13 protein-coding genes are annotated in these 13,117 nt (G+C 60.2%); 10 read left to right on the top strand and 3 right to left on the bottom strand.

What is annotated here, in order from left to right; genetic code table 11:
• Positions 1-281 precede the first annotated feature (281 nt).
• From DYI22_RS08650 to DYI22_RS08665, 4 genes are read left to right on the top strand one after another with little or no spacing between them, the layout of a single operon-like run.
• Positions 282-1,730, top strand: a complete 1,449-nt coding sequence (locus tag DYI22_RS08650) for an ATP-binding protein (protein WP_213477668.1) — start codon at positions 282-284, stop codon at positions 1,728-1,730.
• Entirely contained in the window at positions 1,720-3,105 is a 1,386-nt protein-coding gene (locus tag DYI22_RS08655) for a sigma-54-dependent transcriptional regulator (RefSeq protein WP_213477669.1), read from the top strand. The genes DYI22_RS08650 and DYI22_RS08655 overlap by 11 nt, the downstream gene beginning before the upstream one ends.
• On the top strand, positions 3,098-4,003 hold the full coding sequence (locus DYI22_RS08660) for a DMT family transporter (RefSeq protein ID WP_213477670.1): 906 nt from the start codon (positions 3,098-3,100) through the stop codon (positions 4,001-4,003). The genes DYI22_RS08655 and DYI22_RS08660 overlap by 8 nt, the downstream gene beginning before the upstream one ends.
• Entirely contained in the window at positions 4,000-4,275 is a 276-nt protein-coding gene (locus DYI22_RS08665; RefSeq protein ID WP_213477671.1) for a GIY-YIG nuclease family protein, read from the top strand. The genes DYI22_RS08660 and DYI22_RS08665 overlap by 4 nt, the downstream gene beginning before the upstream one ends.
• On the opposite strand, the gene DYI22_RS08670 is transcribed toward DYI22_RS08665, so the two are convergent.
• Positions 4,253-5,146 (bottom strand): alpha/beta hydrolase, encoded by an 894-nt coding sequence (locus DYI22_RS08670; RefSeq protein ID WP_213477672.1) that lies wholly within the window; start codon positions 5,144-5,146, stop codon positions 4,253-4,255. The genes DYI22_RS08665 and DYI22_RS08670 overlap by 23 nt on opposite strands.
• A 131-nt stretch (positions 5,147-5,277) precedes the next feature.
• On the opposite strand from DYI22_RS08670, the gene DYI22_RS08675 reads away from it, so the two are divergent.
• Positions 5,278-6,297: an alpha/beta hydrolase gene (locus tag DYI22_RS08675; protein WP_213477673.1), complete on the top strand. Its 1,020-nt coding sequence runs from the start codon at positions 5,278-5,280 to the stop codon at positions 6,295-6,297.
• A 25-nt stretch (positions 6,298-6,322) separates the two neighbouring features.
• On the top strand, positions 6,323-6,979 hold the full coding sequence (locus tag DYI22_RS08680) for an OmpA family protein (RefSeq protein ID WP_213477674.1): 657 nt from the start codon (positions 6,323-6,325) through the stop codon (positions 6,977-6,979).
• 346 nt (positions 6,980-7,325) lie between these two features.
• Here DYI22_RS08680 and serA read toward each other — a convergent pair whose 3' ends face one another.
• Positions 7,326-8,555 carry a phosphoglycerate dehydrogenase gene (gene serA, locus DYI22_RS08685; protein WP_213477675.1) on the bottom strand — a complete coding sequence of 410 codons (1,230 nt, stop codon included), beginning with the start codon at positions 8,553-8,555 and terminating at the stop codon, positions 7,326-7,328.
• A gap of 201 nt (positions 8,556-8,756) precedes the next feature.
• Here serA and DYI22_RS08690 point away from each other — a divergent pair, with 201 nt between their 5' ends.
• The 4 genes from DYI22_RS08690 to DYI22_RS08705 all read left to right on the top strand — a co-directional run bounded on the left by DYI22_RS08690 (position 8,757) and on the right by DYI22_RS08705 (position 11,785).
• On the top strand, positions 8,757-10,160 hold the full coding sequence (locus tag DYI22_RS08690) for an FAD-binding oxidoreductase (RefSeq protein WP_213477676.1): 1,404 nt from the start codon (positions 8,757-8,759) through the stop codon (positions 10,158-10,160).
• On the top strand, positions 10,160-10,837 hold the full coding sequence (locus DYI22_RS08695; protein WP_213477677.1) for an SIR2 family NAD-dependent protein deacylase: 678 nt from the start codon (positions 10,160-10,162) through the stop codon (positions 10,835-10,837). The genes DYI22_RS08690 and DYI22_RS08695 overlap by 1 nt, the downstream gene beginning before the upstream one ends.
• An 82-nt stretch (positions 10,838-10,919) precedes the next feature.
• A complete protein-coding gene (locus DYI22_RS08700; RefSeq protein WP_228300922.1) occupies positions 10,920-11,300 on the top strand; it encodes a DUF6152 family protein in 381 nt (126 codons plus the stop codon).
• A gap of 14 nt (positions 11,301-11,314) precedes the next feature.
• Positions 11,315-11,785 (top strand): hypothetical protein, encoded by a 471-nt coding sequence (locus tag DYI22_RS08705; protein ID WP_213477678.1) that lies wholly within the window; start codon positions 11,315-11,317, stop codon positions 11,783-11,785.
• On the opposite strand, the gene DYI22_RS08710 is transcribed toward DYI22_RS08705, so the two are convergent.
• A complete protein-coding gene (locus tag DYI22_RS08710; protein WP_213477679.1) occupies positions 11,753-13,090 on the bottom strand; it encodes an ABC1 kinase family protein in 1,338 nt (445 codons plus the stop codon). The genes DYI22_RS08705 and DYI22_RS08710 overlap by 33 nt on opposite strands.
• Positions 13,091-13,117: the final 27 nt, after the last annotated feature.

A 13,117-nucleotide genomic window follows, 5' to 3' on the forward strand; every position in this document is an offset into this window, starting at 1 on the left:
CTCCTTTCCTTCGGTTGAGAGCGGTCAGCCGGAGTAAACCGGTGCTGGCCGCTGCTTTGGAACCCTCGGGTTGCGATGGGTTTTCTGCTTCGGTGCTCAAGGAGTATCAAGAGACGTGCCAGGTTTTCTGCAATTAAAAACCTATATAAAACAGTCGGTTGGGTTCGCTTAGCATTAAGTGTGTGTAATGCACGTTGAGGCGAAATGTCACATGTGGCAAAACTGTGTGACATTTTGTCGGAGCACACGTCATGCAACGACCGGTTATCCGGGCTCGGAAAATGTTTCGTTCCCTGCGTCTCACACTGGTTCTGAGTCTTGTGGTGCCCCTGATGGTATTCAGCGGGCTGGCCATTTACATCGGCCTTGGGGCGGTAGAGAAGGCTTTGAATGACCGGCTGCGGGAAGACCTTGAGCTGGTCGCCCGGGCGGTGAGTGGCCCCCTGTCCCGCGCCATGTCAGAGGGCGATGAGATCGTTATGGGGGAGTCACTGGAGTCGATTTTCCGCATCGGCCGGGTCTACGGTGCCTCGGTATTCGATGAAGCCGGCAATCAGGTGGCCAGTCTGGGTGTAGCAGACAGCGACGTCCGCAGCAGTGAAAGCGCGGAAAAGGTCATAGCCAGTGGCGAACTGGGTGGCGCTTTCCGGCGGGTCGATGGCCAGCCCGTGTTTTCCCAGTTTACGCCACTGGTCGCGGACAATGGCCGCATTCAGGGGCTGCTCCAGATTACCCGTAAACGCAGCGATTTCCACAAGCTGGTGGCATCCAGCCGGCTCTGGGCGATTGTGATCTGGTCGGCGCTGTCGCTGATCGTCATTCTGGTGGTGGTGTTGGGCCATTACGGCACCGTCGGTCGCCACGTCAGCCGGTTGCTGGAAATCATGTACCGGATGAAGCCCGGCCGCTGGCGCGTTGATGAGCCTGCCGGAGGTCCCCGGGAACTGCGGCAGATCTACGAAGGGCTCCGCGACATGGGCGAGCGTATGGCCGCGGCAGAAACCGAAATCAGCGAGCGGGTGACCCGGGAGCGGGAGTTGGCCGAACAGCTCGAATATCAGGAGAAGGTGGCCATGATTGGTCGGGTTGCCGGTGGCGTGGCCCACGAGTTGGGAGCTCCCCTGAATGTGATTCAGGGCCGGGCCCATATTCTGCGGCGCGTGGGATTACCCGACGGGCAGCAGCGTCATCTCGATGATATCGAGCATCAGGTGGAACGGATGACACTGATCATCCAGCAACTGCTGGACTGCTTTCGCCACGTGCCGGATTCCCGACGAATCACGGATCTGGCCTCGGTGCTCAGAACAGTCATCCAGCGTATTGGCGACGATCCTAAATGCGCCAACGCCCTTGTGGCCACCCATGGGCTGGATCAGCTGGCCCACATCAAGGCCGAGCCGACACGGCTCGAACTGGCCTGTGTGAATGTCATTCGCAATGCGTGTCAGGCCAGTAAGAGCCGGGTCCAGGTGTCGCTGATTGATGGTGGCGAGCACTGGGAAGTGCGTGTGGAGGATGACGGCACAGGCATTGATCCGGCGGTGCGCGAGCGGGTTTTCGAGCCGTTTTACAGTACCCGGCCCGCGGGCGAGGGCACCGGGCTGGGGCTGGCCGTGGTGGGCAGTGTGCTGAAAGAGCATGGTGGCTACGCGGAAGTCAGCGAGAGTGAATTTGGTGGTTGTCGTATGAGCCTGTTCTGGGCGGGGGTGAGTGGCCATGAACAATAAGCAGCCGTTTATTCTGCTGATTGAGGACGATGCCAGCCTGCGGATGTTGCTGGCCGAGGAACTCGAGCTCGACGGCTACCGGCTCGACACCGCTGCGACCGCCGCCGAAGGTCAGCAAAAAGCGCTGGCGCAGGTGCCGGACCTGATTGTCTCCGACCTGCGTCTTCCCGATGACGATGGGCTGTCAATCATGCGGGCGTTGCAGACCGCGGGTCACTCAATACCCTTCGTTATTATCACCGCCTTTGGCACGGTGGATCAGGCGGTGGAAGCGTTGAAAGCAGGGGCGGATGATTTTCTGACCAAACCGCTGTCTACCGACCATCTGCGACTGAAGATTCGGCGCTTGCTGTCCCAGGCCGCCATTACCAGTGAACTGGCGCGGTATAAGTCCCGCAGTGAGGATGACAGCTCGCTCGGGCTGGTGGGCGACAGTGCCGCGATGCGGCGCCTGCGCACCGAGATTCGTCAGGTTGCCCGCAGCCACGCGGCCGTGCTGATCACCGGAGAGAGCGGCACCGGCAAGGAGCTTGTCGCCCGTGCCATTCACAACGAGAGCGCGCGCAAGACCAGGCCGTTCCTGCCGGTGAACTGCGCGGGTATTCCCCATGAGCTGATGGAAAGCGAGTTTTTCGGCCACGAGGCGGGTGCGTTTACCGGCGCCAGGCAGGCCCGCAAAGGCCTTTTTGCCGAGGCCGACGGCGGCACCCTGCTGCTGGATGAGATCGGCGAGATGCCGCTGTCGCTGCAGGCCAAGCTGTTGCGGGTTTTGCAGGAAGGTACCATCAAACCGGTGGGAGCGGATCAGGAAGACACGGTGGATGTCCGCGTTATTGCCGCCACCCACGTGGACCTGCTCAAGGCCGTGGAGGCGGGCGCGTTTCGCGAAGACCTCTACTACCGTCTGGAAACCCTCGCGCTGGTGGTTCCCCCACTACGAGAGCGTGGCGACGACGTGGATATCCTGTCGATGCACTTTCTCCGGGAAGCGGCGCGTCGCCATAACCGTGGTTTCATGCGTCTGAGCGAAGTGACCTCCACCATGCTGCTGGACTACCCGTTTCCTGGCAACGTCCGCGAACTGGCCAGTGCCATTGAGCGCGCGGTGACGTTTTGCGACGGCGACGTCATCCAGCCGGAGCACCTGCCAGCCCGCATTCGCCAGCGCCAGGTGGAGTCGCTGCCGGGGTCTGCAGAGGTGAGCTCCGACAACCTCGCGGCCTGGCCCACACTGGAGTCCGTTCAGCAGGAGTACGTCAGCCGGGTGATCCGTGCCGTGGAGGGCAACAAGCGGCGGGCCGCCCAGATTCTTGGCGTTAACCGGCGAACGCTCTATCGCTGGCTGGATGCGGAATCAGGAGCCCGCGATGACTAACCAGAAGCACGCTATGCTTTACGGGCTGGCGACGGTGTTGCTGTGGTCAACCGTGGCGACGGCCTTCAAGCTCTCGCTGCGGGAATTGTCTCCGACGCAGATGCTGGCCATTGCCTGTTCGGCGTCCGTACTGGTGATGGCGCTGATCCTGATCGGTCAGGGGCGCTGGCACCTGGTGTTTTCGCTGACCAGAAGGCAATACCTGCAGTCGGTAGGTATGGGACTGATCAACCCGTGCCTGTACTATTTCGTGCTGTTCGGTGCCTTTGATCGCCTGCCGGCCCAGGAAGCCCAGCCGTTGAATTACACCTGGGCGCTGGTGCTGGCCTACCTGTCCGTACCCTTTCTTGGCCAGCGACTGCGGCGGCTGGACGTGGTGGCCGGCCTGGTCTGCTACGCGGGGGTGGTGGTGATCGCCACCCGCGGCAATGTTCTCTCGCTCAGCTTTTCCGACCCCCTGGGTGTTGCCCTGGCCATTGCCAGCACGCTGGTCTGGGCCTCGTACTGGATCATTGCCACGCGAGATAGCCGTGATCCGGTGGTCGGTCTGTTTTTGAATTTTCTGTGTGGCCTGCCGTTTATTGTGGCGTTGTGCGCCCTGACGGATGGTTTTGACGTCAGATTCGGCATCGCCGTCGGCGCGGCGATCTATGTCGGTGTGTTTGAAATGGGGATTGCGTTTGTGCTCTGGTCTTACGCCATGAAAAAAGCGGAGAACACCTCACGGGTCAGCAATCTGATCTTTATCTCGCCGTTTCTGTCGCTGGTTTTCATTGCGGTGATTCTGGGTGAGGTGATCCTGCCATCCACCTATGTGGGGCTGGTGCTGATCATGGCCGGCCTCTGGCTGCAGCAGCGTAAAACCCGGGCCCGACTGGCTCCGCTGGAGGGGAAATGAGCGACTGGCATCTGTATATGGTCCGTACCGCCCGCGGCGCACTTTATACCGGGATCACCACCGACGTGGCGCGGCGCGTCGCCGAACATCAGGCGGGCGCGCCCAGGGGTGCCCGCAGCCTGAGGGGCAAGGGGCCGCTGGAACTGGTGTTCTCGGCCGCGGTGGTCGATCGCAGTGTTGCCTCCCGGCTGGAATGGCACCTGAAACAATGGCCCCGCAGCCGCAAGGAGGCACTGGTGCGCGGAGACGTTACGCTCCCTGATATTGTCTGAGGTGATCGGCCATGGCGTTGAGCGACTGGGTGGCGCGGTCGAGTTGCCCCGCATGCACCTGGAACACGTGCCAGAGGCTGTTGTAGATCTCCAGTGTGCAGTCAACATCCCGGCGCTGCGCTGCTTCGGCGAGCCGCCGGGCGTCATTAAGCAGGATTTCCTCGCTGCCGACCTGAATCAGGACTGGCGGCAGGCCGCTGAGATCGCCGTACACTGGTGAGATGTAAGGGTTCGTTGGTGACTCCGTTCCGCAATAGAGTCGCGCCGCCTTGTCGATCCATCGTGGCTGCAGAACCGGTTCGCGCTCTGGAGCGTAAAGGTGTTCATGGGTCAGATCGACCCAAGGCGACATGACCGCCAGGGACGCGGGCAGGGGGCGACCCTTGTCGCGCAGCCGCATGGCCAGCGCGATGGTCAGGCCCCCGCCGGCGGAATCGCCGGCAATGGTGATTGAATTCGGGTTGTGGCCGTCCCTGAGTATGGCTTCGTAGGCCGCTTCGGCGTCGTCCAAAGCGGCCGGGTAGGGGTGCTCCGGTGCCAGGCGGTAGTCCGGGGCGATGATGGCACGGCCGCACGCTTTCGCCAGGTGACCGGTAACGCCGCGATGGGTCCTGGCGGAGCCAATGATATAACCGCCACCGTGGAAGTAGAGCACGAGGCCGGGGCCGGCGGTGCCACACTCGGAGCGGAGGGCCGGGATGCCTCCGACACTGACGGTGCTGAACCTGCAGCCGCGGGGAGGAACGGAGCTACGGTACGCCTGGGCCACGAGAGATCTTTGCAGCGGGACGGGAATCGCAGGGTGCAGCCATGGTCGAATGAGCCGGCTCATGGTCTGTCGCAGGGTGGCTTCAAGCACGCGTTGCAGCATCAATTCCTCCTTGAGAATGAACAGGTTCTGCCGGTGACAGGGTGGTGTGCTAACCTATTGTCGATCGCTCAGGCGAGCAAGGGGCCCCGGGGCCATTTTCCAACACATTCATGACAAGCGTGTAACTCTACGTGTACTGGAAAACAGATACCATAGAAATTCCTGATTGGGACCGGAGTTCGCTGCTGGAGCGGCTGGAGCCGTTCAATCCTGCGGCTGACCGTCAACTGAGTAACGAGATGGTCGCTTACTGCCGCTTCTACGGCCTGGATCTGTGGGTGGAACACCCGGAGGTCAAATACCATCAGGGCTATGTCAGTGCCGGGCGGCATCAGGTGATGGTGCATTACTTCCGTTTACCGGATAGCGGCGCGAGCAAGGGGACGGTGTTCATTCTTCATGGTTATTTCGACCATGTCGGGCTGTACAGTCAGCTGATTGACCGCTGCCTGGGGGCAGGGTTCGATGTCCTTGCCTACGACCAGCCAGGTCACGGTCTGTCCAGCGGGACGCCGGCAGCCATTGGCAGTTTTCTGGAATACCAGGCAGTACTGTCGGAGGTGATGGCGAATTTGAAGGGTAAGGTTCAGGAGCCATGGTATGCGGTCGGCCAGAGCACCGGCGGCGCCATCCTGATCGATTACCTGCTGTCGAATCACCACAACCAGCAGACGTCGGATTTCCGCCAGGTTGTTCTGCTGGCTCCGCTGGTCAGGCCGATGGGCTGGCTGGGGGCGAAAGTGCTGCACAGCCTTGCCAAGCCGTTTTTGACCCGCTGGCGTCGTGTGTTCGGGCAGAACAGCGGCAACACCCGCTTTCTGCAGTTCCTGCGAGAGCACGATCCGTTGCAGGCGAGGGCGGTTCATGTGGACTGGGTCAGTGCCTTGCGACAGTGGGTGCCGCACATTGAGTCAGCCCGCCCGGTGAGTTTTCCGGTGACGGTGGTTCAGGGAGAAAAAGACCTGACCGTAGACTGGCAACACAATCTGCGAATCATCAGGAACAAATTTTCCTCAGTGGAGGAAGTGAGAATACCGGATGGTCGTCATCATCTGGTGAATGAAGCGCAAGATCTGCAAGCGACGGTGTTCAATACCATTATTGACACCTTCTTGAATGACCAGGCAGGGCCTCTCTCTGAAGCCTGTTAGGAACACACAATCTCAGGAGAATGCTGTGAAGAAAACTGTTCTCGCTTTCGCGGTTGCGACGGTTGGTTTGGGTGGCTGCATGACCTATGACCCCTACACCGGTGAAGAGAAAACCTCCAGCGCTACAAAAGGAAGCATCATTGGTGCAATCGGTGGCGCTGCGGTAGGCGCCGCGACCTCCAGCAGCAGTGACCGTGGCAAAGGCGCGCTGATCGGCGCGGCCGGCGGTGCTGCCGTCGGCGGCGGTATCGGCTATTACATGGACAAGCAGGAAGCTGAGCTGCGGCGGAAACTGGAAGGTTCGGGTGTGCGTGTGGTGCGCAACGGTGACCAGATTGAGCTGGTGATGCCGGGCAACATCACGTTCGACACCAATGAATCCACCATCAAGCCGAATTTCAGCAGCACCCTTGAGTCCGTGGGGCTGGTGTTGCAGGAATATGACAAGACCATCATTCAGATTGAAGGTCACACTGACAGCACCGGTTCACAGAGCTACAACCAGCTGCTCAGTGAACGTCGCGCCGGCTCGGTACGGGATTTCCTGCTGAACCAGGGCATTGAGCCCAAGCGCACCCGCGCTGTCGGTTATGGTCCCCGGTATCCGATCGCATCCAACGATTCGGCTGCAGGACGGGAGCAGAACCGTCGGGTTGAGCTGACGCTGGTGCCGATGCAGTAACCGGTCCGGATGCCTTGAAAAAAGCCCCGTCGCATTACCGTGACGGGGCTTTTTTAATGCCTTCAGTTTGGCCTCCCGAGATATGTTTCCGCGCAGGAGCTGTGACCGATTATTGTTGTTTCAGATCTTCATAACTAAAAACAAGGAATGCGTGTATGACCGCCAGCTCAGGTGAGCGCCGCCATTCTGGAGCGGACCACCTCCAACGTGCTGGGTAACCTCGGGGAGGGGTCGCCGAACCTGCTACTGCGCGCTCCGGAGTGACCGGCAGCGGTGATACCGCAGGCACAAAAAAGCGGGAGCCGAGGCTCCCGCTTTTTTTTTCGCCTGTTACTGACCGCAGGGATCAGAACAGTACGCGACAGCGAATAGTGCCTTTGACCTGGCGCAGCTTCTCCAGCGCCAGTTCACCGTAGGCCTTATCAACATCGACGACCACATAGCCAATGTCTTCTTTGGTCTGCAGGTACTGGCCACACACGTTGATGCCATTCTCGGAGAACACCTGGTTGATCTCGGACATGACGCCGGGGACGTTCTCGTGAATGTGCAGCAGGCGGTGCTGATTCGGGTGCGACGGCAGCGCCACTTCCGGGAAGTTGACGGACGACACCGACGTGCCGTTGTCGCTGTACATTGCGAGTTTTTCCGCCACTTCGCGCCCGATGTTTTCCTGGGCTTCAATTGTGGACCCGCCCACGTGCGGCGTCAGGATCACGTTGTCGAATTCCCGCAGGGGCGACACGAACTCTTCGGTGTTGGACTTGGGCTCGACCGGGAACACGTCGATGGCCGCGCCCAGCAGTTTGCCGCTGCGGAGGGCATCGGCAAGTGCGTCGATGTCTACCACGGTGCCCCGCGAGGCGTTCATCAGGATGGAGCCGGGCTTCATCTGGGCGAACTGTTCGGCCTTGAACATGTATTTGGTGGCCGGTGTTTCCGGCACGTGCAGGCTGACCACGTCGGAAATGTTCAGCAATTCCTGCAGCGTACCCACCTGGGTGGCGTTGCCGATAGGCAGTTTGGAGACCACGTCGTAGAAATACACGTCCATGCCCAGACCTTCAGCCAGTACGCTGAACTGGGTGCCGATGTTGCCGTAGCCGATGATGCCGAGCTTCTTGCCACGGATTTCGTAACTGTCCTTGGCGGACTTCAGCCACTCGCCGCGATGGGCCTTGGCGTTCTTTTCCGGCACGCCGCGCAGCAACAGGATCGCCTGGGCCAGTACCAGCTCGGCTACGCTGCGGGTGTTGGAGAAAGGTGCGTTGAAAACGGCAATGCCCCTGCGGGTTGCGGCCTGCAGGTCCACCTGGTTGGTGCCAATGCAGAAACAACCGACAGCCACCAGTTTCTTGGCGGCTTCAAATACTTTCTCGGTGAGCTGGGTGCGAGAGCGGATCCCGACGAAGTGCGCATCGGCAATCTTCTCAATCAGGTCTTCCTCGGACAACGAGTGAGTCAGATATTCGATGTTGGTGTAGCCTGCGGCATTCAGGGTATCAATAGCAGATTGATGCACGCCTTCCAGCAGCAGGATCCGGATTTTGCTCTTTTCGAGAGACGTATTTGACATGGGATTGCTTCCGAACCTTTCGTCACGTGAAATGACCTGGAACCAGTGATCGTCAGGCTGGCTCACAGAACAGGGGCGGTATGATACCATAAACGCAGATTTTCACAGCGCGTCAGGTTGCCTTAATCAACTGACTGATGATTGGCCAGGCATGAGCCTTTCAGCGACCGGCCGCCGAACCCTTATGAGATGATTAACTTCATGAATTCCGAACAGATTGTCGCTTCGCTACGAGAGCTGGTTGCCGCCGGCGACGCCCCGGGTAAGGTGCTGACCGACCCGGCCGACCTGGAAAACTACGGCAAGGACTGGACCAAGATCTACCCGCCGAAACCGCTGGCCATTGTGCTGCCGAAAACCACCGAGCAGGTGCAGTCGCTGGTGAAGTTTGCCAATGACAACCAGATAGCCCTGGTGCCCTCGGGCGGCCGCACCGGGCTCAGCGCCGGTGCGGTGGCTGCCAACGGCGAAGTGGTGGTGGCGTTCGATAACATGAACCAGATTCTGGATTTCAGCGCCAGCGACCGCACCGTCAAGTGCCAGGCCGGTGTGGTGACCGAGCAACTGCAGACCTTCGCAGAAGATAACGGCCTGTACTACCCGGTGGATTTTGCGTCCGCCGGTTCCAGTCAGTTGGGTGGCAACCTGTCCACCAACGCCGGTGGCATCAAAGTGATCCGTTACGGCATGAGCCGGGACTGGGTTGCCGGCCTGAAAGTGGTGACCGGTAAGGGCGATGTACTGGATCTGAACAAGGATCTGGAAAAGAACAACACGGGTTACGATTTGCGCCACCTGTTTATCGGCGCCGAGGGCACCCTGGGCTTCATCACCGAAGCCACCATGAAGCTTGCCCGCAAGCCCGATAACCTGACCGTACTGGTGCTGGGCCTGAACGATCTGACCAATACCATGGACGTGCTGCAGACCTTCCAGAAGCAGATCGACCTGACCGCCTATGAGTTTTTCTCCCACCAGGCGATGGGCCATGTGCTGGCCCACGGCCAGGTACAGGCCCCGTTCGAGACCGAGGCCCCTTATTACGCGCTGCTGGAGTTCGAGGCAGTGTCCGATCAGGTGATGGACGACGCCATGACGCTGTTCGAGCAGTGTGTGGAAAACGGCTGGGTGCTGGATGGCGTCATCAGCCAGAGCGAGACCCAGGCCCAGAACCTGTGGCAGCTGCGGGAGCGGATCTCCGAATCCATCGCGCCGCGCACGCCCTACAAGAACGACATTTCCGTGGTGGTGTCCAAGGTGCCGGGCTTCCTGCAGGAAATCGATGCGGTGGTAACCGAGCATTATCCGGATTTCGAGATCATCTGGTTCGGCCATATCGGGGACGGCAACCTGCATCTGAACATCCTCAAGCCGGAAGACATGGCGAAAGAGGACTTCTTCGAGAAGTGCCAGCAGGTCAACAAGTGGGTGTTCGAGATCGTTGAGCGTTATCAGGGCAGTGTGTCCGCCGAGCACGGTGTGGGCATGACCAAGAAGCCCTACCTGCAATACACCCGCAGTGAGGCGGAAATCGCCTATCTGCGCGGCATCAAGCAGGTGTTCGACCCCAATGGCGTGATGAACCCGGGCAAGATTTTCGACTGATGCAGGATCACATCGTTGTACTGACCGGCGCGGGTATCAGCGCCGAAAGCGGGCTTTCCACTTTCCGGGACAACGGCGGGCTGTGGGAGCAGCACAGTGTGTACGATGTGGCCACGCCCGAAGCGTTTGCCCGCAATCAGGAGCTGGTGTTGCGGTTCTACAACGAACGCCGCCGCCAGCTTCAATCCGCACAGCCGAACCGGGCCCACCGGCTGCTGGCCGAACTGGAACGGCGCTACCGCGTTACTGTGGTCACCCAGAACGTCGATGACCTGCATGAGCGTGGTGGCTCCTCCAGCGTGATCCATCTGCACGGTGAGCTCACCAAGGCTCGCAGTTCCCGCTTTCCGGAGTTGGTGTATGACATCGGCTATCGCGATATCAGCCCCGGGGACACCTGCGATCAGGGCGCCCAGCTTCGTCCTCACATCGTCTGGTTCGGCGAGGAAGTTCCGATGCTGGAAAAGGCGGCGGAGGTCGTCCGTACCGCCGATCACCTGCTGATTGTTGGAACCTCTCTGCAGGTCTACCCGGCCGCAGGCCTGGTGTACGAAACGGACTTTGATGTGCCCATCACCGTTATCGATCCGGGCGAGCCGGCGTCCGTCTCCCGGGCCCATATTATCCGCAAGGGTGCCTGTGAGGGCGTGGCCGAGTGGGTGGCCGGCCTGCGCTAGCCTGAACCTTCGGGTATTGACGCTGTCTCAGCTGCTGGAACTGGGCTACGCTCAGATGACAGTCCGATGCAGGAGGCAGGTCATGTTTCAGCACATCCGCGCAATGGTTTCCATCCCGCTCCTTACACTCCTTGTTCTGGGTTCCACCCTGGCGACGGCCCATCATGGCTGGGGTTGGGCGACCGATCAGGAATTCGAGATTACCGGTACCGTCACCGGCAAGCGCCTTGGTAACCCTCACGGCGAAGTGACGCTGGATGTGGATGGTGAGCAGTGGGTGATCGAGGTCGGTCAGCCGTGGCGTAATGAGCGCGTGGGTCTCACCGCGGAACTGCTGTCTGACGGTCGGACAGTAACGGTTCATGGTCACCGGTCCGCGCGAGAGGGAGAGCGCTTGGTCAAGGCCGAGCGTCTGGTGATTGACGGCAAAGAGTACAACCTTTACCCCGATCGGCGCTCCTGAGTCCAGGGCGCCGCGTGCAGGAAATCGCCATTCTTCTGGAGCAGACCGCTCCCGCCGTCGCCCTGCGGGAATCTGTCTGGCTCTACCCGCTAGTCAATGCCGGCCACCTGCTGGGGATAGCGCTGGTGGTGGGCGGTATCGTGCCACTGGACCTGAGGATTCTCGGGCTGTGGCCAAAGCTGCCGCTGGTGTGGTTCTGGCGGGCGCTGAGAGCGACAGTGGCTACCGGCCTGACCGTGGCATTGACCACCGGACTCCTGCTCTTTGTGACCCGCGCTTCCGACTATCTCGCTTCCAGCTTTTTTCTGGGGAAAATGGCGATCCTCCTGCTGTCCCTTGCCAATGCGGCTTTCGTGGCCGCCCGCTATCCGCTGGCTGTCTATGCGGAACGGGGGGTGTCCCCCGGGCTGAAACTCTGCGCCTTGCTATCCCTGTCTGGCTGGTGTCTTGTGCTACTTTTGGGGCGATTGGTGGGATACTTCTGAGCTCTGCAGGTACTTCTCCAGTTCAGTGCGAAACGCCGCCTGTACTCCCAGCCGCTTCAGCATCCAGTAATGTCCGGCAATCATCCGGTCAATGAAGATACTCTCCACCGGCGGCTTGAAATAGTCCAGATACTTGAAGACGGTCGTGGTCTTGGCGGCGACCCGTTTGTGGATGTCGGATTCCGCAAAGTCGTAGGGTTCATCCTGGCTGAACGGCACAATCAGGATGTCTCGCCACATGGCGTAGTACGCCTCATCTACCGCCGGCTGCGACTCCACGCGCGCACCGAGATCAATCAGGTGGCTGTCGAGGGCGGCGTAATCCTCTTCCAGCGCAGACACCAGTGCCTTGCGGTAGGCCTCGATGATCTCCGGTTTCAGTTTTTTCACGCAGCCAAAGTCGTAGAGGATGATCGAGCCGTCCGGGCGGTAGGCGAAATTGCCTGCGTGCGGATCGCCGTGAATGCACTGAAAGCGGAACAGCTGGTCTGCCATCATGGTAAAGATGCGATGGCCGATCAGGTTGATGGTCTCCTGGCTGTACTTGCCAGGGGTAATGGCGCTGATGTGGTCGCCCTCGACCAGTTCCATGGTCAGCACCCGCCGTGAGGAGTGGCTGGAAAACACCCGCGGAATCACGATCCAGTCGTCCTTGGTATGGAACTGGCGAAACGCCTCCAGGTTGCGGGCTTCGTTCTCGTAATCCAGCTCTTCCTTCAGGCGCACGCGGATTTCACCGAACAGCTGGTCCACGTGCTCTTTCGGCATCTTCAGCAGACCGCCCAGCTTTAGCGCCAGGCGCAGCTGTTTGAGGTCGCTGTCGCAGGATTCGTCCACGCCGGGATACTGGACTTTCACGATGACATCGGTGCCGTCGTGCAGCCGGGCGCGATGCACCTGGCCGATCGAGGCAGCGGCGTAGGGCGTTTCCTGCAGATATTCGAACAGCTCGGATATCGGCCGGCCCAACTCAGATTCAACCTGCGCCACAATGACCTCGAACGGCATGGGCGGCGCTTCTTTCTGCAGTCGTTGCAGGGCGTCGGAGAACTCCTTGGGCAGAAAATCCTGGGTCTGGGACGCAATCTGCCCGACTTTCATTACCGCACCCTTGAGTTCGCCCAGGGTGTCGGCAATCTGATCGGCCATGCGGGTATAGCTCTCGGTACGGGCGCCTTCGTTGTCGTCCTCACTGCGAAACAGACGTCGCGCCCGCTGGCCGGCGTATTGACCGGCCACGGAAGCGGTCATGCCGGCGAGCTTGATGAATCGTCCACTGCGGGAAGTAACGGGTTTTTTTGCCATGCCTGATATACGTCCTGACGGGCTGAT

The sequence above is a fragment of the Marinobacter lipolyticus genome (genome assembly GCF_018424605.1).
Classification (GTDB): Bacteria; Pseudomonadota; Gammaproteobacteria; order Pseudomonadales; family Oleiphilaceae; genus Marinobacter; species Marinobacter lipolyticus_B.

Excerpts from the sequence above, each read along its gene's own strand:
- DYI22_RS08650 (WP_213477668.1), top strand. The coding sequence starts at position 282 with ATGTTTCGTTCCCTGCGTCTCACACTGGTTCTGAGTCTTGTGGTGCCC.
- DYI22_RS08655 (WP_213477669.1), top strand. The coding sequence starts at position 1,720 with ATGAACAATAAGCAGCCGTTTATTCTGCTGATTGAGGACGATGCCAGC.
- DYI22_RS08660 (WP_213477670.1), top strand. The coding sequence starts at position 3,098 with ATGACTAACCAGAAGCACGCTATGCTTTACGGGCTGGCGACGGTGTTG.
- DYI22_RS08665 (WP_213477671.1), top strand. The coding sequence starts at position 4,000 with ATGAGCGACTGGCATCTGTATATGGTCCGTACCGCCCGCGGCGCACTT.
- DYI22_RS08670 (WP_213477672.1), bottom strand. The coding sequence starts at position 5,146 with ATGCTGCAACGCGTGCTTGAAGCCACCCTGCGACAGACCATGAGCCGG.
- serA (WP_213477675.1), bottom strand. The coding sequence starts at position 8,555 with ATGTCAAATACGTCTCTCGAAAAGAGCAAAATCCGGATCCTGCTGCTG.
- DYI22_RS08690 (WP_213477676.1), top strand. The coding sequence starts at position 8,757 with ATGAATTCCGAACAGATTGTCGCTTCGCTACGAGAGCTGGTTGCCGCC.
- DYI22_RS08695 (WP_213477677.1), top strand. The coding sequence starts at position 10,160 with ATGCAGGATCACATCGTTGTACTGACCGGCGCGGGTATCAGCGCCGAA.
- DYI22_RS08700 (WP_228300922.1), top strand. The coding sequence starts at position 10,920 with ATGTTTCAGCACATCCGCGCAATGGTTTCCATCCCGCTCCTTACACTC.
- DYI22_RS08710 (WP_213477679.1), bottom strand. The coding sequence starts at position 13,090 with ATGGCAAAAAAACCCGTTACTTCCCGCAGTGGACGATTCATCAAGCTC.